Source organism: Nocardioides sp. NPDC127514 (assembly GCF_040302125.1).
In the GTDB taxonomy this organism is placed as follows: domain Bacteria; phylum Actinomycetota; class Actinomycetes; order Propionibacteriales; family Nocardioidaceae; genus Nocardioides.
This window is the reverse complement of the sequence record NZ_JBEORF010000014.1, coordinates 1-24,757: the sequence shown is the minus strand read 5'-3', so window position 1 is coordinate 24,757 and position 24,757 is coordinate 1. Positions and strand designations below refer to the sequence as shown.

Here is a 24,757-nt window from a genome sequence, read left to right as displayed (position 1 = left end):
TTATCGGGGACGTGAGGCTGGCATGAACGGGGACATTCAGGATGAGCACATCGAATCGCGCAGGAAGCGCCGGCGCTGGCCGGTGGTGCTCCTCACCGTCATCGCGGTCGTCTCGACCGGGTGCCTGGTGATGGTGCTCGGCACGAGCGGCCCCGGCGTCGGCCACTTCCGCTCCCCGGCGGGACGCCAGACCTACACCAAGGCGTACGACGCGGCCTTCGCCGCGCTTCCGAGGCCGACCAAGACGCACGACGTGGAGACCACCTTCGGCACGGTCCGTGCGTACGCCTGGGTCAACCCGGACCCGGTCGACGAGATCCCGGTCGTGCTGGTGCCGGGACGGGCCAGCGGCGTACCGATGTGGGGCGAGAACCTGCGCGACTTCGTCGAGCACCGGACCGTGTACGCCTTCGACGCGATCGGCGACAGTGGGCTCTCCGAGCAGACCCTGCCGCTGCGCGGCATGGACGACAACGCCCGCTGGGTCGAGGAGGCGCTCGCAGGTCTCGGACTCGACCGGATCCACCTGGTCGGGCACTCCCAGGGCGGCGGGCTCGCCGCGGCCGTCGCCGTGCGCCACCCGGATCGGCTGGCCAGCCTCACCCTGCTCGAGCCGATCATGACGGTCGGCATGCTGCCGGCCTGGGCGATCGCCTGGTCGGCGGTGGCCGCTCTCCCGTTTCTGCCCGACTCCTGGCGCGACCATGCGCTGAACCGGATCGGAGGCGTCGAGGACGACGAGGTCGACCCGGATGATCCGATGGCCCGGATGATCGCCGCCGGTACGGCGCACTTCGACTCCGGCAGCCTGCCGACGCCGTCGCGACTGACCGACGAGCAGATCCGCTCACTGCGGATGCCGGTCTACGTCGCGATCGCGAGCGACAAGTCGCTGGCCGGCGGCGAGGACGCCGCAAAGAGGGCCGAACTGCTCCCCCGCGCGACCGTCAAGGTCTGGCCGAAGACCACTCACTCCCTGCCGATGCAGGTGGCGTCCGAGCTCGACGCCGAGCTCGAGACGTTCTGGGCGGGCGTACGTTGACGGCGGACGCCGCCCTCAAGCCCAGAGACCGACGTACTCGATGAACACCCTGAGTCCGCCGTTGAACTCGATCGCGTTCGCAATCGCGTTGATGAGCCGTACGACCCAGAAGACCGCCAGTGTGTAGCCGATCCCGAGCGCGATCCCTGCAGTTGCGGCGCTCGTTCCCGTTGCCTTCGCCCGGCTCACGCCGAGATGGCCGAGGACGACCCCGACGGCGATCGGGACGATCGAGGCGATGAGCAGGAGGCCTAGGATGACCCAACCGACCGGGCGGTCCTCCATGTTGTAGAAGGAGTTGTAATAGCCCTGGCTGACCTTCGGGATGCCGACGATCACCCGCACCAGAGCGACGATCACCAGCATTCCCGCCCCGATCCCCAGCCCGGCAAGCCCGAGCCCGACGCCGCTTCTCGGACCGCCAGCAGGTGCCGGAGCGCTCGTCGCGGACCACGTCGGTCCCGTCCCTGGTGCCTCGTTCGGTTGTGACATCGCGCCCTTTTTCGTCAAGTTGGACCGCGCCCGCCCTATCGGTGCTGAACGGCCTCGTATGGCCCGAGACGTTATCCCAAAGGCCGGGCCCCCACGGGCAGATCCGCGCGGGCGAGCACGTCGAGATGCGGAAGCTGCGCGGTACAAGATTTCTCGACGATTTGTGTTTGAAACCCGGAATTTGGGGTAGGAGATAGTTACCAATCGCTCCGAACGTCTTGGGGGATCCTCTCGTGAACGTCGAAATCGTGGCGCCGCAGGTCAAGACCGCGGCCAATTCCATCGGGACCGCGGCCGACGCCGTCGCCGGTCTCGATCTCGAAGGCCCGATGGGCAAGGTCGCATCCGCGCTCCCGGGAAGCACGTCGGCAGGCGCCGCGAACGGCCTCAAGACCGAGTGGAAGAGCGACAAGGACAAGTGGGTCAAGGACGCCCGCGATCACAAGACGACCACCGTCGCCGACGCCGACGCGATCGTCGAGGCCGACACCATCACGGCGCAGCAGGCGCGCTACCGCGAAGCAATGATCGGACGAGACTGATGGCCGTCACCTATGAGCAGCTGCAGAGTTGGAAGCCCGAAGACCTCGACACCGCGGCGGACCAGCTCAACACCGCCCGCAAGAGCTTCCAGGACCAACAGGACGAGATGGACGCCGGCAAGGTCCCCGACACCTGGGTCGGCGAAGCGTCTACCCGTGCCGAGAACCGTCATCGCCGACTGATCGCCGACCTCAACGACATCGCGGCTCCGCTGTCTCAGGTCATCAACGCCCTCGACGAGGCCGCCGCCTCCATCAAGAAGGCCAAGGACAGCGCCAAGCACGCCTACGACGACGCCACCGGCCGAGGCTGGAAGGTCTCCTTCTCCGGCGGCGTACAGATCACCGATCCGAGCCCGGACGAGAAGGACCCGGACAAGGACAAGGGCACCATGCAGCAGCTCGCCCAGACCATCCAGGATGCGCTGACCGACGCCGCGTCCGCTGACGCCGACCTGACGGCTGTCCTCAACCACGCGACCAAGGGCGACTACGACGGTGGCGAGGGCACGATCGAGCAGGCCAGCCTCCCGCCCGAGCTGCGCAACCTGCCCGAGGACGAGCTCATCGACAAGATGCTCAGCGATCCGGGCAAGTACGACGGCTATATCGACGCCCTCCCGCCGGATGCTCAGACACGGCTCGGCAAGGAGATCAGCGACCGCCTCGACAGCACGCTCAACGACGACGACTACAAGCTCAGCAAGGAAGAGGCCGACCGTCTCAACTCCATGCTGAGCGCATACACCGACGACTCGACCGTCGCCGCCGGGCTCTACAAAGACCTCGGGGCGGACGGCACCGTCGCCAGCATGGCGAGGATCGAGGAGTACCTGCGCATGCAGATGCCGGATTCCGGCTCTGTCAACACACTCGCGTCCAACCTTCGAAGTGGTCTCGCATCGGCCTCGAACGACCCCGGTTTCCCGGCCGAACAGTTCGGCCACGACATCGTGAAGTACGCCGGCCCCTCAGGGGTCTACCTCTCCGACGATGAGCAGGATGCCCTCCGCGACCGCTACCCGAACTGGGGCGGCACCGGCGGCGCCTCGGTCCTCACCTATCTGATGAAGGACCACGACCTCAACGGCAACCTCGTGCTCGGGGCTGCCGAAGAGCTGGACCGCTTCGAGCGGGCCGACGGCGCGCTGATGGATGCCAAGACCTGGTACCAGCACACAGGCCACAGCCCGCTGGACACGGGCAACGAGGGGGGCTGGGGCGACGACCCGATGGCCGCCATCATGGGCAACCTCGGCGACCACCCGGAGCAGGGCTACCAGTTCTTCACCGAAGACGCGGAGCGTCAGAAGTTCTACTTCAACGACAGGACCTGGCAGGCCGACGGCTACGCGGGCATCTCGCAGGCCGCTGCCGGCATCAGCACCGATCCCGAACTGGTCAAGCAGCACCCTGAAGGCACCGCGATGATCGCCTCCCGGTTCGTGGACTACGTCGCGAACAGCGAGGGGTTCAACGCTGAGGACGCGAAACCTGCTTCCCCGTACGTCTCCGAGATCCTCAAGAACTACATGCACTCGGTCGACGACGCGCTGCACGCGCGAGGGGAAGACGGGGAAGCCGGTGTCTACACGTCGACGCCTGTCGCGCTGGGTGACATCGCCAACAGCCCGAGGTTCTTCGCGAACGACATCGAGTCCTTGCTCAAGGTCGGAGCAAGCAGCCAGGAAGGGCTCGTCAATCTCGCCGAAGGCGTCGGCACCTACCAGCAGTCCCAGATCAACAACGCTGCGTACCAGATCCAGCAGAACCCCGGCGACTACCGCGACGGCAACGTGCTCAGCGATGTCATGCAGCATTCCGCCTATCTGAACGGCGCCGTCGAGCACGCGATCGGGAGCGTCGAGATCGAGGGCGCCGCGAACACCGACAAGCAGATTCAAACGTTTACCAGCCTTGTCGGCGAAGTCGCTGGGATGGTTCCGCTGCCTGGCACGGGGGCCGTTGGGACGGTGGTTGAGTTCGGTGTCGGCCAGGCGATCGACCTTGCCACTGACAAGGCAGACGGGCACTTCGCCAACTTCGAAGAGGCCGCGACCGACCATGCCAACGAGCGGGCGGCGGCGTCCCTGAACGAGTCGAGGGTGAACGCCCTGGATGCGTTGGTGAAGAGCGGTGTCGTCGAACTCGCTCCGGAACACCGCGAGCGCTTCTTCCCTGAGGGGCAGCCGGTCGACCTCTCGAAGCTCAGCGACGAGGAGCTCGGCGACCTCGCGAACCTGGCCTCCAACAGGTACCTCAACGAGTATGGGATGGGAAGCATTGAGTACCAGAACGCATACGGCGCGGCCTTCCGTGAGTTCTATGAGTAACCGTCGAGCTCGAGAGTCGGACCGCGGAAAGCTTTACCCGCTGATCTGCACTCTCATCGCCCTGGCGCTCGGCACGCTTGCGCTGACGTCGTGCGGTGAAGAGTCGCCGACCACGCTGATCAAACCGGACGACTTCGAGGCGGCCAAGGGTGAGGCGCACGACGCCGGCGGCGGAATCGTCGGGATGCCGCCGTGCCGCGCCCTTCGCGAGTTCAACCAGGACCTCAACCTCGCAGCATCGGGGGAGGTGACCGGAACCACCATCGGGATCGAAGGTGGCGGCTCCGTCTTCGCCGTCGTGTTCTCACCGACCGCAACACCTCCGTCAGCGACCGAAGTCGTCGCCGACGTCCCCGGGAACGTCGAGGACTGCGTCAAGGAGACGGCCGGCGATCCGTCCCGCAAGGTTGAAGAGCTCAGCGACCTGCCTTTGGACGCCACCGGCTTCCACGGCGAGGAGAACAACTCCACCAGCGAGTACGCGTACGCAGTCACAAGCGACGATCGGCTGCTAGTCGTAGGAACGGAGTACACCACCGGAGACAACCCACCGGTCTCCATCGACCGTCTGCTCGAGCTCGCAGCCGACCGCGCTCCCGACGTCTCTACGGACTAGATGAGCTTCCCCCATCGTCTGCCGTCGTTCCGGTTCAGGTCTTCGCGCTGCTAGTGCTAGCGACTTCGAAGGGACTTACAAGAATGCCTTCTTGGGCTACTACGCCAAGGAGTAGGTATCGCCTGGCTGTCGCACTGTGTGCCACATCGTTCCTGATGACTGCTTGCAGTGGCGACTCGACACTGCTGGACACCGAGGCGCTCCCTCAGGTCGAAGAGACCGGGGATGGAACCAGGGGAGCCCCGGGAGTCGGCTGGTGTGACGCACTTGGGTACTTGGAGACAGCGAAGCTGTCGACCGCCGAAGACGGGACCACCGGCGACCAGTACGTGCTCGAGAACGGGGATGTCGTCGGCGCCACCGTCTTCGTTCCCGGGGGCGGGAAATACCCCGATGCCGGGTCGATGCTCACTGCCATTGAGGAGGCTGTTGACGAGTGCACTGCCGATGCCGCCAAGGGCGAATACGGCGAGGCGACATCGGAGCCAATCAGCGGGCTTCCAGACGGAGCAGTGGGATTCAAGTTCACGAGTACGTCGTCAAACCCCGTTGAGGTTGGCAGCACCGCATTCGCGGAGGCGAGCGATGGACGCCTCGTCGGAGTCGGCGTGACGCACAGCGGGAGCGGCGAGGCATCCGTGGACGTGGCGGAACTACTCACCACGGCACTCGATCGCGTTGCCGAGGTGGACAGCAAGAGCTGAGCCCACCTGAGACTTGACCAGCGGCGCTGGTACGACGGTTGATCCCGTCGTACCAGCGCCGCTGGCATTTCTGCCTGCGATAAGGACTTGACCTTTCGTCACTACTCAGCGCTACTATGTACCGGTAGTCAGCAACACTGAGTAGTGGAAGGAGGTGCCCGATGGGCAAGCAGATGACCGAGATGCTCAAGGGGACGCTGGAGGGGATCGTGTTGGCGTTCCTGACCGGCAACCCGGCGTACGGATACGAGATCACGACCTGGCTGCGGAGCCAGGGGTTCACCGAGATCGCCGAGGGCACGGTCTACGCGCTGCTGGTCCGGATCGAGAAGAACGGACTGGTGGACGTCGAGAAGCGGCCGTCCGAGAAGGGGCCGCCGCGGAAGGTCTACTCGCTCAACGCAGATGGCGAGAAGTACCTCGAAGAGTTCTGGACCACGTGGGGGTTCCTGGCCGAACGGCTGGAGAACCTCCGTACGGAAGGGAAGTAAGGCATGTCGATCCGATCAATGTTCGAGGCCGTCGTCGGCGAGCTCGAGCTGAAGAAGCGCTGGCGGCAGCTCAAGGCCCGCAAGCAGCAGCTTCCTGAGAACCACCGCAAGGCGCACGACGCGGTCGAGCGCTACCTGATGTACTCCGCCGGCATCGCCGACGGCGCGATCGTGACGGCAATGGCCGAGGACCTCCTCGAGCTCTTCGAGCAGGGCGCCGCCGACGGCACCCCGGTCAGCGCGATCGTCGGCGACGACCCGGTCGAGTTCGCCGAGGAGTTCGCCCGGAACTACTCCGAGGGCGCCTGGATCAAGAAGGAGCGCGCCCGGCTCAACGAGGCCATCGACAACATCAACGAGGAGGACGAGTCATGAGCGCGACAGCTGCCATCTCCGTACGGGGATTGGAGAAGTCCTACAAGGACAACCAGGTCCTGCGAGGCGTCGACTTCGAGGTGGCGCGGGGCACGATCTTCGCGCTGCTCGGGTCCAACGGAGCCGGAAAGACCACAGCCGTACGCATCCTCTCGACCCTTCTGAAACCTGATGGCGGCGCGGCGCTGGTCGAGGGTGCATCGGTGGTCGACGAGGCGCAGCGGGTGCGGGAGGCGATCTCGCTGACCGGCCAGTTCGCGGCGGTCGACGAGATCCTGACCGGGCGGGAGAACCTGATCCTGGTCGCGAAGCTGCGGCACCTCCCCTCCCCCGGCGACGTGGCCGACGGGCTGCTGAAGCGCTTCGACCTGGTCGAGGCGGGCGCCCGGAAGGTCGCGACGTACTCGGGTGGCATGCGGCGGCGGCTGGACATCGCCATGTCGCTGATCGGCTCGCCGTCGGTGATCTTCCTCGACGAGCCGACCACCGGGCTGGACCCGGAGGCACGCCTGGAGGTGTGGCGGGTCGTTCGCGAGCTGACCGCGCAAGGCACGACCGTCCTGCTCACCACGCAGTATCTGGAGGAGGCCGAGCAGCTCGCCGACCGGATCGCGATCCTGCACGGCGGGACGATCATCGCCAACGGCACGCTCGCCGAGCTCAAGGCGATGCTGCCGCCGGCGAAGGTCGAGTACGTCGAGAAGCAACCGTCGCTCGAAGAGATCTTTCTTTCACTCACCGGCTCCACCAAGGGAGGACAGTCATGACCAAGCACGCTTTCGCCGATGCCGGCACCCTGCTGGGCCGCTCGCTGCGGCACATCACCCGCAGCCCGGACACGATCATCACCACCGCGCTCACGCCGATCGCCATGATGCTGCTCTTCGTCTACGTGCTGGGCGGCGCGATCCGGACCGGCACCGACAACTACGTCAACTATGTGCTCCCCGGGATCATGGTCATGGCGATCGCCTCGGGCATCGCGTACACCGCACTTCGGCTCTTCACCGACATGAAGAGCGGGATCTTCGAGCGGTTCCAGTCGATGCCGATCGCCCGCTCGGCGGTGCTGTGGGCGCATGTCGGGACCTCGATGGTGGCCAACATGCTCACCCTCGTGATCATCGTGGGCGTCGCGTTCGTGATGGGGTTCCGCACCTCGGCGGACCTGGGCGCCTGGCTCGCGGTCACCGGGATCCTGGCGCTGCTCACCCTGGCGCTGACCTGGCTCGCGGTCATCCCCGGGCTGGCGGCACAGACCATGGAGGGAGCCACCGGGTTCTCCTACCCGCTGATCTTCCTGCCGTTCATCAGCTCGGCGTTCGCGCCGACGGAGACGATGCCCGGCCCGGTGCGCGCCTTCGCCGAGAACCAGCCGGTCACCTCGATCGTCAACACCATCCAGGCGCTCTTCGCGGGGAAGCCGGTCGGTGACGACATCTGGGTCGCACTGGCCTGGTGCGTGGGCATCCTGGTCGTCTCGTACGTCGCCGCCATGGCTGTCTACCGGCGCAAGATCAGTTGACGGCTTCAGGTTCAGGAGCGGTGAAGAGCCGATCTACCCCTTGCGGTGGTAGGTCGGCTGCTCGCCGTCCCTGAGGTTGCCCCGGTAGAAGCCGGTACGCAGCTCGTAGGTGTATTCGTCGAGCTCGGGCATGCCGACCTCGGCGGCGTACGCGATCTCGGCCTCCGCGTCGTAGGGGACCCGGACCCACTGGATGCCGAACGGCGCCTCCTGGTCGCTGTCCATCACGCCCTCGAGGATGACGTAGACCGGGGTCGGGTCGCTCATGCAGTTGCCGACGCTGCCGGTGTTGAAGACGGTGCGCCGGTGCCGGTCGGTCTCGTAGTAGGGATCATGGGTGTCGGCGTAGCCGACGATGTCGGGCTCCGGCCGGTCGAAGCCGGTGGCCTCGGTGTTCTGGAACAGGCCCAGGAACTCCTGCTCGTCATGGTCGAACCTGACCCGGCGATGGACCGTCTCCTCGGAGGCGTGGAAGAGCCTGATCCGGCGGCCGCTCATCGTGAAGTCGTAGGAGAACGGGAGCGTACGCAGCCACTCGGCCTGCTCCCACGCCTGCAGCCGCCACCACATCAGCCCCACCGAATCGCGGCCGAAGTCGGGCTCGGGGGTGAGCAGGAAGTCCTCCCAGTTGCCGAGGATGTTGACCTCGCACCGCTCTCGGCAGATCTCGGCTACTTCTCGACCTCTCGGGCCCTTGCCGACGTAGTCGCCCAGGTTGAAGATCCTGGTGATTCCTCGTGCTTCGATGTCTGCGAGGACGGCTTCCAGGGCGGTGAGGTTGCCGTGTACGTCCGAGATCAGCGCGATGCGCTCTGGGGTCATGGACGAAAGGCTAAAGGGTGTCGGTGGGGCTGACGGGGGGCCGGTCGAGCTCATCCGTTGTCGATGATCTCGATCCCGGCAATGGTCATCCACGTCTTGGCTTCGCTGGGGAGGTTCTGAGTCACGAGCGCATGGATTCGATCGGTCGGGCACGCAGTGAACGTCGCGGAGGTTCCGATCTTGTTTGCGGTCGAGACCGCGATGACGCGCTGGGCTGAGTCGATGATCGCCTTCTTGACATCGGCGTCATGCGCGGAGGTTGCGGTCAGCCCGGCCTCCTCGTCCCAGGCGCAGACGCCGATCACGGCGTAGTCGGCTCGGAACTCGCGTATCTCGCGGATGGCCCGGTGCCCCGTCCAGGCGAGTTCGTCGAGGTCGAGCTCCCCTCCGGGGGTGATGATCCGTGCGCCGGGGCAGCTCCCTAGCGCTGATGCGGCGGGCACCGAGAGCACGAGTGCTGTGATGTCACGCCCAGCGAGCGCCTGCGTGACGGCGGCACAGGTCGTGCCGGTGTCGATGATCACGCTCGCGCCATCGGGGATCAGCGAAGCAGCGCTTGTGGCGATGGCGTGCTTCTGCTCGACCTCGCTGTCGATCCGCATGCTGTAGGGCAGTCGCGTGCCCCGTGCGGGCAGAGTGATCGCGCCTCCGTGGGTGCGGCGCAGCATCCCTTGACGTTCGAGTTCGGACAGGTCTCGTCGGATCGTCATCGTCGACGCCCCCGTTGCACGCGCCAGTTCTCCGACTCGGGCACCGCCCGACACTCGCACGGCGTTGATGATCGTTTTGAGGCGAACCGAACGTTGCATGTGTTCGATTCAAGCGCGAGAGTGCCGGGCATGCAACAGTCACGGATCAATCGGCGAGCGCGCACGGCGACGATGGTTGCGTTCGCCACGAACGGGGCACTCCCCGCCACGTTGCTCGCCCGCTACGCCGAGGTCAAAGACACCCTGGGCGTCGATGCGGGCGTGTTCGGGCTCCTTGTCGCAGGGTTCATGATCGGCGCTGCCGGTGCTTTCCACATGCCAGGAGCGTTCCTCCGACGCTGGGGCAGCCGAAGGGTGACCTCCCTCGGCACCGTGTGGGTGGCTCTCGCGCTGCTGCTTGCCACCGTCGGTGTCGCGACCGGTGATCCTTGGGTGTTCGTTGCCGGGCTGGTCTTGGCCGGGTACGGAGACGCCGTGGTCGATGTGGCGCAGAACTCCCAGGGCCTGTGCGTCCAGGAGGCCTACGGCCGCTCCTTGTTGTCCTCGATGCACGCAGGGTGGAGTATCGGCGCCGCCGCCGGAGGGCTCGTCGGTACGTTCGCAGCCTCGGCGGGAGTGCCGCTATCGATCCACCTCGGTGCATGGGGAGTTCTGTGCGGGATCGCGATGGCCTGGGCCGCACGTTCGTTCCTTCCCGATCGTGATGCCGGGACGGAGAACGAGAACGCATCCGGCTCTCTCGGGCGGCGTGCGTTGTGGCTGCTCATCCCGCTCGCGCTCGTCGCCCTGGCAGGGGTGGCGGTTGAGGATGTCGGCAACAACTGGTCAGCGGTGTTTCTCGCTGCCGAACGCGGCGTGCCCACGTCGATGGCGGGCATCGGGTTGAGCGTGCTCCTGGTAGCTCAGTTCGTCGGGCGCATCCTCGGCGATCGTTTCATCGATCGAGTCGGCAACAAGCCGGCAGTCGTCACCAGTCTGATCCTCATCGCGGGTGGACTCATCATGGTCGCGTGGAGTCCCTGGGTCGCGCTGACGCTGACAGGCTTCGCGCTGGCGGGTGTCGGCTGCGCGATCACGGTGCCGCTCGCCTTCGCCGGTGCCGACGCGCTGCCAGGCCTCAAGGCCCACGCGGGCGTGACGTGGGTCAACTGGATCATGCGCGTAGCAACCATCGCGCTCACGCCTGCAATCGGGGGCATCACGACGCTGGCCTCGCTCCCGATCGCGATCACAGCAGCATCTCTCATCGCGTTCGTCGCGCTTGCCACGCAAGTTCGATCAGCGTCGCGAACTCCAAAGCCTGAAGGCCGACCTACGCTTGCCCCGTGAAGGTTCTGGTGACAGGTGGCGTCCGGTCGGGGAAGTCGCGGCATGCGGAGTCGCTGTTCGCGGCCGCGCCCTCGGTGGCGTACGTCGCGCCGGGGCCGACGGTCGAGGAGGAGCCGGATCCTGACTGGGCCGCACGGCTGGCTTCGCATCGGGCTCGGCGGCCGGAGGGGTGGCGTACGGTCGAGTCGCGGGATCTCGCGGGGGCGCTCGTCGAGGGGTTGGCCAACGGCGACGCGGTGATGGTGGACTGCTTGGGCACCTGGCTCACGGCCGTCATGGATTCCCACCAGCTGTGGGAGGCCACGTCGGATGAGGCGACCGCGGCGGTCTCGGCGCTGGCCGAGGATGCGGCTGCCGTGCTGGAGCAGCACAACGGCGACGTCGTGCTGGTGACGAACGAAGTCGGCCTCGGGGTCGTGCCCGCCCACCGCTCGGGCCGTCTCTTCCGCGACCTGCTCGGGCTGGTCAACCAGCGGCTGGCCGCGGCGTGCGACGAGGTGCATCTCGTCATCGCCGGACGGGTCCTGAAGCTCTAGCCGGTGCTCAGGGTGACCAGGATGGTCGCCAATGCCGCCTCGACGGCCGCCCCGAAGACGTCGCCGGTCACTCCCCCGAACCGCTTGACGGCTCGGACCAGGATCAGCGCGACGACCAGCGCCGCGAGCACGGCGGCCGATGCACCTCGCCACCAGCCGATGCCGGCCCACCACGCGGCGGCCGCCAGCGCGGCGCCCGATGCCAGCCAGACAACGGCGGCGAGGAGCGGCGAGACGGTCTGGGTGAACGTGCGCCCGAGGCCGTCCTGGCGGGCGGGCCGCACGCCGCGTACACAGCACAGCGACAGCGCCGCGCGCGACGCACAGACCGCGACAAGGGCGAGAAGAGCCAGGCGTACGCCGCCATCACCTCCCAGCACCGAGGCCAGCGCCGCCACCTGGAGACCGAGGACCAGGACGATCGCGGTGACACCGGCGGGGCCAGACGTGCCGGTCTTCATGACCGCCAGCGAGCGCTCGCGGTCGTAGGACGCCGCCATGCCGTCGACCGTGTCGGCGAGACCGTCGAGGTGGAGGGCCCGGTTGCCGGCGACCACGACGCCGATCGCAAGCAGGGCGGTGACCAGGTGCGGTAGCCCGGTGAGCTGCCCCAGGAGTGCGATAGCGGCGGCCCCCAGTGCGAGCGGCAACACCGCCAGCGGCGCGACGGCCATCGCCATCGCGGCGCGACGGCGATCGACGTGCTCGGGAGGAGGCACGGGCATCGCGGTCAGCGTGCCGACCGCGAGACGCCAGGCGTCCCGCACGAGCATCAGGCAGGGTCTCCCGGCGCGAGCTCGGAGAGCAGGGCGACGTCGCGCAGCAGGGCGACGGCGCTGCGGACGACCGGCACGGCGGCGACGGCACCGGAGCCTTCGCCGAGGCGCAGGTCGAGGTCGAGCAGCGGCTCGAGGCCGAGCTTCTCCAGGGCCATCGACTGGGCGGGCTCGGTGGAGCGGTGGCCGGCGGCGTACCAGGTCGCGGCGCCGGGCTCGATCCGGTCGGCGGTGAGGGCACAGGCGACGCTCATCAGGCCGTCGAGAAGGACCGGGGTGCCGCTGCGGGCGGCCTCGAGGAGGTATCCGGTCGTCGCGGCCAGGTCGGCGCTGCCGAGCGCGGCGAGGGTCTCGACCGGGTCGCCGGCGCGCTCACCGGCGCGCTCCAGTGCCGCGGTGATGACGTCGGTCTTGGTCCGCAGCGCCTCGTCGCCGATGCCGGTCCCACGACCGGTGACCTCGCTCGCGGGCAGCCCGAGCCCGGCGGCCACCATCGCGGCCGCGGGGGTGGTGTTGCCGATGCCCATGTCGCCGCTGATCAGCAGCTGCGCACCGGCGGCGATCTCCTCGCGCGCCACCGCGGCGCCGGCCTCCAGCGCGGCCGTGGTCTCCTCGGCGGTGAGTGCGTCCTCGAGATGGATCGCGCCGCTCCCCCGCCGGATCTTGTGCTGAGTCAGCGCCGCCCGGGTCGTCGCGTCGAGGTCCGGGAACTCCTCGTCGACGCCGAGGTCGAGCACCCGGACCTGGACACCGTGCGCCTTCGCGAGCGCGCTGACTCCGGCCCGGCCGCCCAGGAACGTACGCACCATCGCGCCCGTGATCGCCGGCGGAAACGCCGAGACCCCGTGCTGGGCGACGCCGTGGTCGCCGGCGAAGATCACCAGTCGTACGTTCTCGACCGGTCGCGGCGGCACCTCGCCCTGGCACGCGGCCACCCAGACCGCCAGCTCGCCCAGGCGGCCCAGGGCCCCCGGCGGCGTCGCCAATGCTCCGAGGCGCTCAGCGGCAGCGCGGCGTACATCGTCGTCAGGGGTCTGGATCGTCACCAGCGCAAGGTACCCCACCCGCCGAGAAGGTAGTGATGGCGGCCGAGAAGTGAGTTGTGGGCGACGAGTGTCTACTTTCGTCGCCCATAACTGCAGTCTCGGCCGCCACAAGTGCAGATTCGGCGGGCGGCTACGGGAGGGCGCGGGAGACGCCTTGGGCGGCGACCTTGAGCGCGGAGACGAGGCGGAGGCGGTTGCGGCGGAGGTCGGAGACGACGATGCCGAGGGAGCCGACGACGCCGGAGCCGGTGGTGATCGGGACCGCGACCGAGCAGGCACCGAGGGTCATCTCCTCGGCGGTGGTCGCATAGCCCTCGGTGATCACCCGGTCGAGCTGGCGCCGCAGCAGGCCGGGGGTGGTGATGGTGTGGCGGGTGAACGGCTTGAGCGGGCCGGCCAGCACCTGGTTGCGTACGTCCTCGGGCGCGTGGGCCAGGAGCACCTTGCCGACGCCGGTGGAGTACATCGGCAGGCGCGAGCCGACCGAGGAGACGATGGGTACGTTGCGGGTGCCGCGGAGCGTCTCGAGGTAGAGCACGTGGTCGTCCTCGCGAACGGCCAGGTGGACCGTCTCCAGGGTCGCGCCGTAGAGGTCGTGGAGGAACGGAGAGGCGACCGAGCGCAGGTCCGTGGCCACCGGGGCGAGCAGGCCGGCATCCCACAGCCGGCGGCCGACGGCGTACGTCCCGTCCTCCTCCCGCACCAGCGCACCCCACTCGACCAGCTCGGCGACCAGGCGATGGGCGGTCGGGAGGGAGAGGTCCGCGCGGGCGGCGAGCTCGCTCAGCGTGAGCCGGCGATGGCCGGCGTCGAAGGCGCCGATGAGACCGAGCACTCGGGAGGCGACGGTCCGGCCTCCGCTGCCTCCTGCCATCTCGCCCCACCTTTCGCTCAGCGGAAGTCCCTGCTTTCATCGTACGCCTCCGCCACCTAGCGTTCGGAGCGTGACAGCGCCCACCAAGAAACCACCAGTCGAGACTCAGGCCGACCTCTCGGCCGAGATCGAGAAGCTCGAGGCAGACTCCGCGGGCCAGAACGTACGTCAGCCGCTGCTGGACTACCCGCCCTACCGGTCCAGCATCCTGCGCCATCCGACCAAGGACCCGCGCCATGCCGACCCCGAGACCATCGAGCTGTGGGCGCCGTGCTTCGGGAACTCCGACGTGGACCCGCTCGAGGCCGACCTGACCATCGCCGGCAGCAACGAGCCGATCGGCGAGCGGATCACGGTCAGCGGCCGGGTGACCGACGGCGAGGGGCGCCCCGTGCGCAACCAGCTCGTCGAGATCTGGCAGGCCAACTCCGCCGGCCGCTACATCCACAAGCGCGAGCAGCACCCGGCGCCGCTCGACCCCAACTTCACCGGCGTCGGCCGCTGCATCACCGACTCCGAGGGGCGCTACCGGTTCCAGACGATCAAGCCCGGCCCCTACCCGTGGGGAAACCACATCAACGCCTGGCGGCCTGCGCACATCCACTTCTCGCTGTTCGGCCGCGCGTTCACGCAGCGGCTGATCACGCAGATGTACTTCCCCAGCGACCCGCTCTTCGCGCTCGACCCGATCTATCAGTCGATCACCGACCAGAAGGCTCGTGACGCCCTGGTGGCGAGGTACGACCACGACCTCTCCACCCCCGAGTACTCGATGGGCTACCACTGGGACATCGTCCTGACCGGCCCGAGCCGCACCTGGACCGAGCCCGAGGAGGGCGACCTGTGAGCACCCCCGACCGCCCGACTCCGGGGCAGACGATCGGCCCGTTCTTCGGCTACGCGCTCCCCTACGAGGGCGACGCCGACCTGGTCCCGCCCGGCAGCCCCGGCTCGATCCGACTGCACGGCAAGGTCTACGACGGCGCCGGCAACCCGATCCCCGACGCCCTCCTCGAGATCTGGCAGACCGACGCCGCGGGCAACGTCCCGCAGGCCGAGGGGTCGCTGCACCGCGACGGCTGGACCTTCACCGGCTGGGGCCGCGCCGACACCGACCTGAACGGCCACTACACGTTCTCGACGGTGCTCCCCGGGGCGTCCGAGGACGGCGCGGCGCCGTTCTTCGCGCTCACCGTCTTCGCCCGCGGTCTGCTCGACAAGCTGCACACCCGGATCTACCTGCCCGAGCACCCCGCCAACGCCGGTGACCCCCTGCTGGTGTCGCTGCCCGAGGACGAGCGTGCGACGCTGGTGGCAACCGCGGACGCAACCGGTTTGCGTTTCGACATCCACCTCCAGGGCGACCGCGAGACCACCTTTCTCACCTACCGCTGAGGAGTCGAATGTCGCTGCTGTGGCCGGGCGAGGAGCGCGCCGGGGACCTCTTCTCCGAGACCGCCTACCTCGCCGCGATGGTGCGGGTCGAGGAGGCCTGGCTGGCCGCTCTCGCTTCCTCGGGGATCGCTCCGGAGGAAGCACGTACGCCCCTGGCCGGTCTGGTCTCCGCCGACGACGTCCCGGCGCTCGCCGAGGGCGCTGAGGCCGGGGGCAACCCGGTCATCGGGCTGGTGAAGCTGCTGCGTGGCCGGCTCGACGGCGAGGCTGCCCGGTGGGTCCACAAGGGCCTGACCAGCCAGGACGTGGTCGACACCGCGCTCGTGCTCTGTCTCGCCGACGTGCTCGACCGGGTCGAGGACGAGCTCGCCGTGCAGGCCGCCTCGCTGGTCGGTCTCGCCCGGGACAACCGCGCCACGGTGATGTCCGGCCGCACCCTGACCCAGCACGCGGTGCCGATCACCTTCGGACTCAAGGCCGCGACCTGGCTCTCCGGCCTGGGCGATGCCGCCGAGGCCCTCCGGCGGACACGTACGTCACTGCCCGCCCAGATCGGTGGCGCGGCCGGCACCCTGGCGGCCGTCGTCGGCCTGGCCCGGCTCCGCGGTCTCGGCGATCCCGTGGCCGCCGCGCAGGAGGCAGCCGCGACCGCCGCGACCACGCTCGGGCTGACCCCGCGAGCCCCCTGGCACACCAACCGCGCCCCGCTGACGGCGGCCGCCGACATGCTGGTCACCGCGGCCGACACCTGGGGCCGGATCGCCACCGACATCACCCTGCTGACCCGCCCGGAGATCGGCGAGCTCGCCGAGCCCGCCGGCGAGGGGCGCGGTGGTTCCTCGACCATGCCGCACAAGTCCAACCCGGTGCTCTCGGTCCTCATCCGTCGCCACACGCTCGCCGCTCCCCCGCTGGCGGCGACTCTCCACACCGCCGCGGCGACGTACGTCGACGAGCGTCCCGACGGCGCCTGGCACGTCGAGTGGGAGACCGTGGCGACCCTCGCCCGCCGCAGCGTCGTCGCGGCCTCGCAGACCGCCGAGCTTCTCGCCGGGCTCCGCGTCGACGCGGCCCGGATGCGCGCCACGGCCGAGGCCGCCGGCGCGGACCTGCTGGCCGAGCAGCGGTCGCTGACCGGGTTCGTGGGTGGCGAGATCCTCGCCGGGACCGAGGCCGCCGCCGGGCTCGACGACTATCTCGGCGCCACCGACGCTCTCATCGACACCACCGTCGCCCGCGCCCACGAAATCTGGAAGGACCTACCATGACGCCGAGGATCACCCCTGTCGAGCTGGCCGGAGGCCCGAGCAGGCCGCTCCTGGTCGTCGGCCCGTCCCTCGGCACCTCGGTGACCGCGCTCTGGGCCGCCACCGCCGAGCTGCTCGCGGACAGCTTCCACGTCATCGGCTGGGAGCTCCCGGGCCACGGCCACGGCGCCCCCACCACCGACGCGTTCTCCATGGCCGACCTCGCCGCGGGCGTGCTCGCCTGCGTCGACCGGGTCCTCACCGACCGCGGCGAGCGCCACGGCACCTTCGCCTACGCCGGCGACTCGGTCGGCGGGGCCGTCGGCCTCCAGCTCCTGCTCGACGCACCCAACCGGGTCAGCGCCGCGGTGCTCACCAACACCGGCGCCAAGATCGGCGAGCCCGATGGCTGGAACGACCGCGCGGCGACGGTCCGCAAGGCCGGCACCGCCTCGCAGATCGCCGGCTCCACCCAGCGCTGGTTCGCCCCCGGCTTCCTCGAGCGCGAGCCCGCCCGAGGCGGCGCCCTGCTCCACTCGCTGCGAGACGCCGACGCGGAGAGCTATGCGCTGGTCTGCGATGCGCTGGCGGCGTACGACGTCCGCGGCCGGCTCGCCGAGATCGCCGCCCCGGTCCTCGCGATCGCGGGTGTCGACGACGCCCCGACCCCGCCGGCCTCGCTCGAGGAGATCGCCGTCGGGGTGCGCAACGGGCGCCTCGTCACCCTCGACGCCGTCGGCCACCTCGCTCCTGCCGAGGCACCCCACGCCGTCTCCAGCCTGGTCACCTCCCACGTGACGGCCTCGGACCAGGCCTATGCGGCCGGGATGAACGTACGCCGCCAGGTGCTCGGCGACGCCCACGTCGACCGGGCCACCGCCGCGATCACCGACGTCAACCGCGACTACCAGGACCTGATCACCCGCTACGCCTGGGGCACGATCTGGACCCGGCCCGGCCTCGCCCGCCGGGACCGTTCGATCGGCGTGCTCACCGCCCTGGTCGCCGGGCGTCACTTCGAGGAGCTGGAGTTCCACCTCCGCGCCGCGCTCACCAACGGGCTGACCCGCGAGGAGATCATCGAGGTGCTCCTGCAGACCTCGATCTACGTCGGGGTACCGGCCGCCAACACCGCCTTCGCCGTCGCCAACCGGGTCCTGAACGAGTAACCAGGTGCCATCGGCGTACGTCCTGACTAACGTCGCACCCATGCCGCAAGCCCGTCTGCGCACCGAGCGCCTCGACCTGGTCCCGCTGTCCGAGGAGCATCTGCCGTTCCTGGTCGAGCTCAACTCCGACCCGGTGGTGCTCCGCCATCTGTTCACCCGCGCGCTCCGGCCGGAGGAGACCGAGGAGCGGATGCACAAGTGGATCCGGGTGGCGAAGGAGGCCGAGGTGCTGGGCAAATGGATCGGGTTCTCGGCCGGCGAGTTCGTCGGTCTCTACATGTTCGACCCGCCCGACAACCCGCCGCGCACCGATGCGGCCGAGCTCGGCTACCGGCTCCCACAGCGCCACTGGCGCAAGGGGTTCGCGAAGGAAGGCTCGCTCGAGCTGCTCCGCCACGGGTTCGAGGACCTCGGGATCGATCGGGTGATCGCGCAGACGATGGCCGTCAACGAGGCCTCCCGCGCGACCATGGTCTCTGTCGGGATGAGCTTCGTGCGCGGCTTCCATCAGGACTGGGACGAGCCGCTCGCCGGTCACGCCGACGGCGAGGTCGAGTACGAGATCACCCGCGAGACCTGGCTCGAGCGCCGCGCGGGGTAGGCTGCGAGCACGCTCGTGGCGCAGGAACCCGGTGAGAGTCCGGGGCGGTTCCGCCACTGTGACGTCCGTACAGCTGCTGGGCACGGACACAGCCAGACACTGGCCGCGGGCTATCCGACCGATCGACGGGGCGAGAACCCCTAGGAGGACCTCGGCATGGCCGACTCTGCACGCGTACGCATCGCCCTTCTGTCCACCTCGGACACCGACCTGCTCTCGGCCCGTGCCAGCGGCGCCGACTACGCCTGGGCGAACCCGTCGCGGGCCACCGACCTCGAGCAGGTCGTCGCCGATGCCGACCTGGTCGTCTTCCGGCTCCTCGGCTCGCCCACCGATCTCTGGGACGGCCTGAGCGCGGTCAAGGAGCGTGGCACTCCGGTCGTCGTCCTCGGCGGCGAGCAGCAGCCGAGTGCCGAGCTGATGGAGCACTCCACCGTCCCGATGGGCGTCGCCGCCGAGGCCCACCGCTATCTCGCCGAGGGTGGGCCGACCAACCTCGCTCAGCTGCACGCGTTCCTCTCCGACACGGTCCTGCTGACCGGCTTCGGGTTCGAGCCGCCGGCGACGGTGCCGGCCTGGGGCTTCGCGGAGCGTCCCTCGCCTGCCGACGACACTCTTCCCCGCATCGGGGTGCTCTACTACCGCGCCCACGAGACCAGCGGGAACACCGCGTTCGCCCATGCACTGGCCGACGCCATCGACGCGACCGGCGCGGCCACCGGCGTACCCGTCTTCGCGGGCTCGCTGCGCTCGGCCCCCGACGACCTCTACGAGGCGCTCGGCACCCTCGACGCGCTGATCGTGACCGTGCTCGCGGCCGGTGGCTCCGTGCCCGCCTCGGCGAGCGCCGGCGGCGAGGACGAGGCCTGGGACGTGGAGCGGATGGCCGCGCTCGACATCCCGGTGCTCCAGGGGCTCTGCCTGACCAGCTCGCGTGCGGACTGGGAGGCCTCCGACGACGGCGTGACGCCGCTCGACTCGGCCAACCAGATCGCGATCCCCGAGTTCGACGGGCGGATCATCACCGCGCCGTTCTCGTTCAAGGAGCTCGACGAGCAGGGTCTCCCCCACTACGTCGCCGACCCCGAGCGCACCGCGCGGGTCGCCCGGATCGCGGTCAACCACGCCCGCCTGCGGCACACGCCCAACCCGGACAAGCGCCTCGCGCTGGTGCTCTCCGCCTACCCGACCAAGCATGCTCGCATCGGCAACGCGGTCGGCCTGGACACCCCGGTCTCCGCGATCCGGATGCTGCGCCGCCTGCGCGAGGAGGGCTACGACCTGGGCCAGGACAACGAGGTCGTACGCATCCTCGACTCCGTCGCCGCCGCGGAGGGCGACACCGCCGCGGGCGACGCGCTGATCCACGCGCTGATCGCGGCCGGCGGCCAGGACGAGGAGTGGCTGACCAACGCCCAGCTCACCGACGCCCATGTCCGCATCTCCAAGGCCGACTACGACCGGTGGACCGCGGATCTCCCCGCTGACCTGCGCGAACAGATGGTCGAGACCTGGGGGCCGACCCCGGGCAAGCTCTTCGTCAACGACAACGACGAGCTCGTGCTGGCCACGCTCCAGGCCGGCAACATCGTCATCCTGATCCAGCCGCCGCGCGGGTTCGGCGAGAACCCGGTCGCGATCTACCACGACCCGGACCTGCCGCCGTCGCACCACTACCTCGGTGCCTATCGCTGGCTCGAGCACGGCTTCGGGGCCGACGCCGTCGTACACCTCGGCAAGCACGGCTCGATGGAGTGGCTGCCCGGCAAGAACGCCGCGCTCTCGGCGTCCTGCGGCCCGGATGCGGCCATCGGCAACATGCCGCTGATCTACCCGTTCCTGGTCAACGACCCGGGCGAGGGCGCCCAGGCGAAGCGCCGTGCGCACGCCACGATCATCGACCACCTGGTGCCGCCGATGGCGCGTGCGGAGTCCTACGGCGACATCGCGCGGCTGGAGTCGCTGATGGAGGAGTACGATCGCATCTCCTCCATGGACCCGGCCAAGCTGCCCGCCATCCGCGGCGAGATCTGGCAGCTGATGAAGGCCGCCGAGCTCCACCGCGACCTCGGCATGGAGGAACGTCCCGAGGACGACGACTTCGACGACTTCATGCTCCACATCGACGGCTGGCTCTGCGAGATCAAGGACGCCCAGATCCGCGACGGCCTGCACGTGCTCGGTGCCGCGCCGGAGGGTGAGGCACGCGTCAACCTGGTGCTCTCGATCCTGCGTGCCGCGCAGGTGTGGGGCGGCGTCGGCGGTGCCGTGCCCGGGCTGCGGGCGGCGCTCGGGCTCAAGGAGGGCGCCGACACCCGGGCGGTCGACGAGATCGAGACCCAGGCTCGCGCCCTGGTGGAGCGGATGGATGCGGCCGGCTGGGACCCGGCCGTCGCCGAGACGCTCCACGACGACCCGGCCGTGCGGCAGGTGCTCGTCTTCGCCGCCGAGCAGGTGGTGCCGCGGCTGAACGGGACGACCGACGAGCTGTCCGCGGTCCTGCATGCGCTGGACGGTGGCTTCGTCCCCGCGGGGCCGTCGGGCTCGCCGCTGCGCGGGCTCGTCAACGTACTTCCGACCGGGCGCAACTTCTACACCGTCGACCCGCGGGCGGTGCCGTCGCGGCTGGCCTGGCAGACCGGGCAGGCGATGGCCGACTCGCTGCTGCAGCGCTACCTGGACGAGACCGGCGACTACCCGACATCGGTCGGACTCTCCGTCTGGGGCACCTCCGCGATGCGTACGTCCGGCGACGACGTCGCCGAGGTGCTCGCGCTGCTCGGAGTGCGCCCCGAGTGGGACGAGGCCTCCCGCCGGATCACGCACCTCGACGTCATCTCGCTCGAGGAGCTGGGCAGGCCCCGGATCGACGTGACCGTACGCATCTCCGGGTTCTTCCGCGACGCGTTCCCGCACGTGGTCTCGATGCTCGACGACGCGGTCCGGATGGTGGCCGACCTCGACGAGCCGGACACCGACAACTTCGTCCGCGCACACACCCTCGAGGACCTCGCCGATCACGGCGACCAGCGCCGCGCGACGTCCCGGATCTTCGGCTCCAAGCCCGGCTCGTACGGCGCCGGGATCCTGCAGGTGATCGAGGCCGGCAACTGGCGCTCCGACCAGGACCTGGCCGACGTCTACGCGGCGTGGGGCGGCTTCGCCTACGGCCGCGACCTCGACGGCGCCCCGGCGGCCGACGACATGCGCGCCAACTACCGCCGGATCAAGGTCGCCGCCAAGAACGTCGACTCCGCCGAGCACGACATCGCCGACTCCGACGACTACTTCCAGTACCACGGCGGGATGGTCGCGACGGTCCGAGCGCTGACCGGCAGCGAGCCGAAGGCGTACGTCGGCGACTCCACCTCCCCCGATGCCATCAAGACCCGCACGCTGCAGGAGGAGACCAACCGCGTCTTCCGGGCCCGGGTGGTCAACCCGCGCTGGATCTCGGCGATGCAGCGCCACGGCTACAAGGGCGCCTTCGAGCTGGCCGCGACCGTCGACTACCTCTTCGGCTTCGACGCGACCGCCGGTGTGGTGCAGGACTGGATGTACGAGAAGCTCGCCCGCGAGTACGTCCTGGACGAGACCAACCAGGAGTTCATGCGATCCTCGAACCCGTGGGCGCTGCGCGGCATCGTCGAGCGGCTGCACGAGGCTGCCGAGCGCGGGCTGTGGGAGTCGCCCGACCCCGAGCTCGTCGCGGCGATGCAGGAGATCTATCTCGACATCGAAGGTGATCTGGAGGAGGAATGAGTTCTTCTGGCAAGCGTCGGATCAAGATCATCGGGGTCGGCCCCGGTGACCCCGACCAGGTCACCCTCGAGGCCGTGGCCGCGATGCGGTCGGTCGACTACTTCCTGGTCACCGACAAGTCGGGCACGGTCAAGCAGGGCATGCCCGACCCGCTGGTTCGGGCCCGCGAAGAGCTGCTCGACCGCCACCTCTCCGCTCCCGCGCGGGTCGTCAAGGTCGACGACGCGCCTCGCGAGCGGCGTGAGGAGTTCACCGGGACCGACGCCGAGTACCGGGCGGCGGTCGCAGCCTGGCACCGGGCCCGGGTCGAGCGATACCTCGCCGTGCTCGCCGAGCACCCCGGCGACGTCGGCTTCCTGGTCTGGGGCGACCCGGCCTTCTACGACTCCACCATCCGTGTCGTCGACCAGATCTCCGAGCAGCTCGACATCGAGGTCGACGTCATCCCCGGGATCTCCTCGGTGCAGCTGCTCGCCGCGCGGCACCGGCTCGTCCTCCACGACGTCGGTCGGCCGCTCTACATCACCACCGGCCGCGCCGTGCTCGAGGCCGTCGAGGCCGGGCACGACAACCTCGTGGTGATGCTCAACCGGGTCGTCGACCTCCCCGGGCTCGAGGACTGGCGGATCTGGTGGGGCGGCAACCTCGGCACGCGTGAGGAGGAGCTGGTCGCAGGCACGGTCGGCGAGGTCCTGCCGGCGATCGAGTCCGCTCGGGCACGGTTGCGCGAGACGTCCGGCTGGGTGATGGACATCTACCTGTTGCGAGCCCCGCGCCGATGAGCGGGCTGCTGGTCGCCGGCACCACCTCGGATGCGGGCAAGTCGGTCGTGACGACCGGGCTGTGCCGGGCGTTCGCCCGCCGCGGCGTCAAGGTGGCGCCCTACAAGGCCCAGAACATGTCCAACAACTCGATGGTCTGCGAGGCGCCGGACGGGACGACGGCGGAGATCGGCCGGGCGCAGTGGGTCCAGGCCCTGGCGGCGCGGGTCACCCCCGAGCCGGCGATGAACCCGGTGCTGCTCAAGCCCGGCTCCGACCGCCGCAGCCACGTGGTCCTGATGGGGCATCCCGCGGGCGAGGTGTCCTCCCACGACTGGGCGGCGGGGCGCCGGCATCTGGCGACCGCGGCCCATGCGGCGTACGACGATCTGGCCTCGCGTTTCGACGTCATCGTCGCCGAAGGCGCGGGCAGCCCGGCCGAGATCAACCTGCGGGCCGGGGACTACGTCAACATGGGGCTGGCCCGGCACGCCGGGCTGCCGACCGTCGTCGTGGGCGACATCGACCGGGGCGGGGTGTTCGCGGCGATGTACGGCACCCTGGCGCTCCTCGAGCCCGATGACCAGGCCCTGATCAGCGGTTTTGTGGTCAACAAGTTCCGCGGTGATCTCGGCTTGCTGAGGCCCGGACTCGACTCGCTGGAGTCGATCACCCAGCGCCCGGTCTTCGGCGTGCTCCCCTGGGAGCCGTCGTTGTGGCTCGACTCCGAGGACGCGCTCGACCTCGAAGGGCGCCGTTCGGCGCCAGGTGCCACTCGCAAGGTCGCGGTCGTACGCCTCCCCCGGATCTCCAACTTCACCGACGTCGACGCGCTCGGGCTGGAGCCGGATCTCGATGTCGTCTTCGCCTCCTCGCCGGCCGATGTCGCCGATGCCGACCTGGTCGTCCTGCCCGGCACCCGGTCCACGATCAGCGACCTGGCCTGGCTCCGCTCACGCGGCCTCGACGTGGCCCTGACCGAGCACGTACGCCGCGGCCGCCCGCTCCTCGGGATCTGCGGTGGCTTCCAGATGCTCGGCGGCGTGATCGCGGATCCCGACGGTGTCGAGGGCTCGGTCGCCGAGGTCGAGGGGCTCGGCCTGCTCGACGTACGCACCGACTTCACCCCCGCCAAGAACCTCCGCCTGCCCACCGGATCGGCGCTCGGGGTCGAGGCGAGCGGCTACGAGATCCACCACGGCCGGATCACCCGCGGCGACGGAGTCACCGAGTTCCTCGGGGGCGCTCGAACCGGCAACGTCTTCGGCACGATGTGGCACGGCAGCCTGGAGGGCGACGCGCTGCGCGGCGCCTTCCTCGCGGCGACGCTGGGCCGCGAGCCGTCCGCGGTCTCCTTCCCAGCCGCCCGCGAGCGCCGCCTGGACCTGATCGGCGACCTCGTCGAGGAGCACCTCGACGTCGACGCCCTGCTCGACCTCGCCCTCGCTGGTCGAGCCGACGTCGTGAGGAACGAACGACGTCGTGTCGAGACCAACACGTTCCCTCCGAGCGCTGCAGGGGGCCGTGTTGGGACCGAACGTTTCGGCAGCATCCTGATCGGCCCGGGCATCATGTGCGTGCACGAATCGCCTCCAACGCGACCGTTGCC

General features: G+C 69.4%; 24 protein-coding genes, 1 pseudogene and 1 riboswitch. Of the genes and pseudogenes, 19 read left to right on the top strand and 6 right to left on the bottom strand.

All coding sequences use genetic code 11. The features are described 5' to 3' along the window. Nucleotides 1–22: 22 nt before the first annotated feature. On the top strand, nt 23–1,042 hold the full coding sequence (locus tag ABTX24_RS12700; protein ID WP_350840018.1) for an alpha/beta fold hydrolase: 1,020 nt from the start codon (nt 23–25) through the stop codon (nt 1,040–1,042). A gap of 15 nt (nt 1,043–1,057) precedes the next feature. Here ABTX24_RS12700 and ABTX24_RS12695 read toward each other — a convergent pair whose 3' ends face one another. Continuing rightward, nucleotides 1,058–1,534: a hypothetical protein gene (locus tag ABTX24_RS12695; protein WP_160028124.1), complete on the bottom strand. Its 477-nt coding sequence runs from the start codon at nt 1,532–1,534 to the stop codon at nt 1,058–1,060. Nucleotides 1,535–1,767: 233 nt separating this feature from the next. Here ABTX24_RS12695 and ABTX24_RS12690 point away from each other — a divergent pair, with 233 nt between their 5' ends. The 8 genes from ABTX24_RS12690 (at nt 1,768) to ABTX24_RS12655 (ending at nt 8,120) form a co-directional block, all read left to right on the top strand. Beyond that, a complete protein-coding gene (locus ABTX24_RS12690) occupies nt 1,768–2,076 on the top strand; it encodes a hypothetical protein (RefSeq protein WP_160028122.1) in 309 nt (102 codons plus the stop codon). Continuing rightward, nucleotides 2,076–4,409, top strand: coding sequence for a WXG100 family type VII secretion target (locus ABTX24_RS12685; protein ID WP_350840016.1), 2,334 nt, complete (start codon nt 2,076–2,078; stop codon nt 4,407–4,409). Before ABTX24_RS12690 ends, ABTX24_RS12685 begins: the two co-directional genes overlap by 1 nt. After that, on the top strand, nt 4,402–5,025 hold the full coding sequence (locus ABTX24_RS12680; RefSeq protein WP_350840014.1) for a hypothetical protein: 624 nt from the start codon (nt 4,402–4,404) through the stop codon (nt 5,023–5,025). Before ABTX24_RS12685 ends, ABTX24_RS12680 begins: the two co-directional genes overlap by 8 nt. Before the next feature lie 155 nt (nt 5,026–5,180). Then, entirely contained in the window at nt 5,181–5,729 is a 549-nt protein-coding gene (locus tag ABTX24_RS12675) for a hypothetical protein (protein WP_350840012.1), read from the top strand. Nucleotides 5,730–5,890: 161 nt separating this feature from the next. Beyond that, entirely contained in the window at nt 5,891–6,220 is a 330-nt protein-coding gene (locus tag ABTX24_RS12670; RefSeq protein WP_160028116.1) for a PadR family transcriptional regulator, read from the top strand. A 3-nt stretch (nt 6,221–6,223) separates the two neighbouring features. Beyond that, entirely contained in the window at nt 6,224–6,595 is a 372-nt protein-coding gene (locus ABTX24_RS12665; protein WP_350840010.1) for a DUF1048 domain-containing protein, read from the top strand. Further along, entirely contained in the window at nt 6,592–7,362 is a 771-nt protein-coding gene (locus ABTX24_RS12660; RefSeq protein WP_350840008.1) for an ABC transporter ATP-binding protein, read from the top strand. Before ABTX24_RS12665 ends, ABTX24_RS12660 begins: the two co-directional genes overlap by 4 nt. After that, a complete protein-coding gene (locus tag ABTX24_RS12655) occupies nt 7,359–8,120 on the top strand; it encodes an ABC transporter permease (protein ID WP_350840006.1) in 762 nt (253 codons plus the stop codon). The genes ABTX24_RS12660 and ABTX24_RS12655 overlap by 4 nt, the downstream gene beginning before the upstream one ends. Before the next feature lie 33 nt (nt 8,121–8,153). On the opposite strand, the gene ABTX24_RS12650 is transcribed toward ABTX24_RS12655, so the two are convergent. Further along, on the bottom strand, nt 8,154–8,942 hold the full coding sequence (locus ABTX24_RS12650; RefSeq protein ID WP_350840004.1) for a metallophosphoesterase family protein: 789 nt from the start codon (nt 8,940–8,942) through the stop codon (nt 8,154–8,156). A gap of 50 nt (nt 8,943–8,992) precedes the next feature. After that, nucleotides 8,993–9,751, bottom strand: coding sequence for a DeoR/GlpR family DNA-binding transcription regulator (locus tag ABTX24_RS12645; protein ID WP_160028108.1), 759 nt, complete (start codon nt 9,749–9,751; stop codon nt 8,993–8,995). 30 nt (nt 9,752–9,781) lie between these two features. Between ABTX24_RS12645 and ABTX24_RS12640 the strand changes: the two genes are divergently transcribed. Both ABTX24_RS12640 and cobU read left to right on the top strand, forming a co-directional pair. Then, a complete protein-coding gene (locus tag ABTX24_RS12640) occupies nt 9,782–10,981 on the top strand; it encodes an MFS transporter (protein WP_350840002.1) in 1,200 nt (399 codons plus the stop codon). Further along, nucleotides 10,978–11,517, top strand: coding sequence for a bifunctional adenosylcobinamide kinase/adenosylcobinamide-phosphate guanylyltransferase (gene cobU, locus ABTX24_RS12635; RefSeq protein WP_350840000.1), 540 nt, complete (start codon nt 10,978–10,980; stop codon nt 11,515–11,517). The genes ABTX24_RS12640 and cobU overlap by 4 nt, the downstream gene beginning before the upstream one ends. Here cobU and ABTX24_RS12630 read toward each other — a convergent pair. From ABTX24_RS12630 to ABTX24_RS12620, 3 genes are all read right to left on the bottom strand, one after another. After that, entirely contained in the window at nt 11,514–12,290 is a 777-nt protein-coding gene (locus ABTX24_RS12630) for an adenosylcobinamide-GDP ribazoletransferase (protein WP_350839998.1), read from the bottom strand. The two genes, cobU and ABTX24_RS12630, sit on opposite strands and share 4 nt — an antisense overlap. After that, complete coding sequence (cobT, locus tag ABTX24_RS12625) at nt 12,290–13,339, bottom strand: nicotinate-nucleotide--dimethylbenzimidazole phosphoribosyltransferase (protein WP_350839996.1); 1,050 nt, start codon at nt 13,337–13,339, stop codon at nt 12,290–12,292. The genes ABTX24_RS12630 and cobT overlap by 1 nt, the downstream gene beginning before the upstream one ends. A 130-nt stretch (nt 13,340–13,469) precedes the next feature. Then, entirely contained in the window at nt 13,470–14,213 is a 744-nt protein-coding gene (locus tag ABTX24_RS12620; RefSeq protein ID WP_160028100.1) for an IclR family transcriptional regulator, read from the bottom strand. A 70-nt stretch (nt 14,214–14,283) separates the two neighbouring features. On the opposite strand from ABTX24_RS12620, the gene pcaH reads away from it, so the two are divergent. From pcaH to ABTX24_RS12580, 8 genes and pseudogenes are all read left to right on the top strand, one after another. After that, nucleotides 14,284–15,060, top strand: a complete 777-nt coding sequence (gene pcaH / locus ABTX24_RS12615; protein ID WP_160028098.1) for a protocatechuate 3,4-dioxygenase subunit beta — start codon at nt 14,284–14,286, stop codon at nt 15,058–15,060. Continuing rightward, nucleotides 15,057–15,608 carry a protocatechuate 3,4-dioxygenase subunit alpha gene (pcaG, locus tag ABTX24_RS12610; RefSeq protein WP_350839994.1) on the top strand — a complete coding sequence of 184 codons (552 nt, stop codon included), beginning with the start codon at nt 15,057–15,059 and terminating at the stop codon, nt 15,606–15,608. Before pcaH ends, pcaG begins: the two co-directional genes overlap by 4 nt. Nucleotides 15,609–15,616: 8 nt before the next feature. Then, nucleotides 15,617–16,876, top strand: coding sequence for a lyase family protein (locus ABTX24_RS12605; RefSeq protein WP_350839992.1), 1,260 nt, complete (start codon nt 15,617–15,619; stop codon nt 16,874–16,876). Continuing rightward, nucleotides 16,873–18,024 carry a bifunctional 3-oxoadipate enol-lactonase/4-carboxymuconolactone decarboxylase PcaDC gene (gene pcaDC / locus ABTX24_RS12600; protein ID WP_350839990.1) on the top strand — a complete coding sequence of 384 codons (1,152 nt, stop codon included), beginning with the start codon at nt 16,873–16,875 and terminating at the stop codon, nt 18,022–18,024. Before ABTX24_RS12605 ends, pcaDC begins: the two co-directional genes overlap by 4 nt. A 40-nt stretch (nt 18,025–18,064) precedes the next feature. Then, nucleotides 18,065–18,625: a GNAT family N-acetyltransferase gene (locus ABTX24_RS12595; RefSeq protein WP_350839988.1), complete on the top strand. Its 561-nt coding sequence runs from the start codon at nt 18,065–18,067 to the stop codon at nt 18,623–18,625. Beyond that, nucleotides 18,621–18,730: riboswitch (cobalamin riboswitch) on the top strand. (Overlaps the previous gene by 5 nt.) Before the next feature lie 51 nt (nt 18,731–18,781). Beyond that, nucleotides 18,782–22,387: a cobaltochelatase subunit CobN gene (locus tag ABTX24_RS12590; RefSeq protein ID WP_350839986.1), complete on the top strand. Its 3,606-nt coding sequence runs from the start codon at nt 18,782–18,784 to the stop codon at nt 22,385–22,387. Continuing rightward, nucleotides 22,384–23,169: a precorrin-6A synthase (deacetylating) gene (gene cobF / locus ABTX24_RS12585; RefSeq protein WP_350839984.1), complete on the top strand. Its 786-nt coding sequence runs from the start codon at nt 22,384–22,386 to the stop codon at nt 23,167–23,169. The genes ABTX24_RS12590 and cobF overlap by 4 nt, the downstream gene beginning before the upstream one ends. Then, nucleotides 23,166–24,587, top strand: a pseudogene (locus ABTX24_RS12580) (cobyric acid synthase); the annotation flags it as partial. The gene cobF and the pseudogene ABTX24_RS12580, both read left to right, overlap by 4 nt. Nucleotides 24,588–24,757 lie beyond the last annotated feature (170 nt).

Excerpts from the sequence above, each read along its gene's own strand:
- ABTX24_RS12700 (WP_350840018.1), top strand. The coding sequence starts at position 23 with ATGAACGGGGACATTCAGGATGAGCACATCGAATCGCGCAGGAAGCGC.
- ABTX24_RS12695 (WP_160028124.1), bottom strand. The coding sequence starts at position 1,534 with ATGTCACAACCGAACGAGGCACCAGGGACGGGACCGACGTGGTCCGCG.
- ABTX24_RS12685 (WP_350840016.1), top strand. The coding sequence starts at position 2,076 with ATGGCCGTCACCTATGAGCAGCTGCAGAGTTGGAAGCCCGAAGACCTC.
- ABTX24_RS12680 (WP_350840014.1), top strand. The coding sequence starts at position 4,402 with ATGAGTAACCGTCGAGCTCGAGAGTCGGACCGCGGAAAGCTTTACCCG.
- ABTX24_RS12675 (WP_350840012.1), top strand. The coding sequence starts at position 5,181 with ATGACTGCTTGCAGTGGCGACTCGACACTGCTGGACACCGAGGCGCTC.
- ABTX24_RS12670 (WP_160028116.1), top strand. The coding sequence starts at position 5,891 with ATGGGCAAGCAGATGACCGAGATGCTCAAGGGGACGCTGGAGGGGATC.
- ABTX24_RS12665 (WP_350840010.1), top strand. The coding sequence starts at position 6,224 with ATGTCGATCCGATCAATGTTCGAGGCCGTCGTCGGCGAGCTCGAGCTG.
- ABTX24_RS12660 (WP_350840008.1), top strand. The coding sequence starts at position 6,592 with ATGAGCGCGACAGCTGCCATCTCCGTACGGGGATTGGAGAAGTCCTAC.
- ABTX24_RS12655 (WP_350840006.1), top strand. The coding sequence starts at position 7,359 with ATGACCAAGCACGCTTTCGCCGATGCCGGCACCCTGCTGGGCCGCTCG.
- ABTX24_RS12650 (WP_350840004.1), bottom strand. The coding sequence starts at position 8,942 with ATGACCCCAGAGCGCATCGCGCTGATCTCGGACGTACACGGCAACCTC.
- ABTX24_RS12645 (WP_160028108.1), bottom strand. The coding sequence starts at position 9,751 with ATGCAACGTTCGGTTCGCCTCAAAACGATCATCAACGCCGTGCGAGTG.
- ABTX24_RS12640 (WP_350840002.1), top strand. The coding sequence starts at position 9,782 with ATGCAACAGTCACGGATCAATCGGCGAGCGCGCACGGCGACGATGGTT.
- ABTX24_RS12630 (WP_350839998.1), bottom strand. The coding sequence starts at position 12,290 with ATGCTCGTGCGGGACGCCTGGCGTCTCGCGGTCGGCACGCTGACCGCG.
- ABTX24_RS12620 (WP_160028100.1), bottom strand. The coding sequence starts at position 14,213 with ATGGCAGGAGGCAGCGGAGGCCGGACCGTCGCCTCCCGAGTGCTCGGT.
- ABTX24_RS12605 (WP_350839992.1), top strand. The coding sequence starts at position 15,617 with ATGTCGCTGCTGTGGCCGGGCGAGGAGCGCGCCGGGGACCTCTTCTCC.
- pcaDC (WP_350839990.1), top strand. The coding sequence starts at position 16,873 with ATGACGCCGAGGATCACCCCTGTCGAGCTGGCCGGAGGCCCGAGCAGG.
- ABTX24_RS12595 (WP_350839988.1), top strand. The coding sequence starts at position 18,065 with ATGCCGCAAGCCCGTCTGCGCACCGAGCGCCTCGACCTGGTCCCGCTG.
- ABTX24_RS12590 (WP_350839986.1), top strand. The coding sequence starts at position 18,782 with ATGGCCGACTCTGCACGCGTACGCATCGCCCTTCTGTCCACCTCGGAC.
- cobF (WP_350839984.1), top strand. The coding sequence starts at position 22,384 with ATGAGTTCTTCTGGCAAGCGTCGGATCAAGATCATCGGGGTCGGCCCC.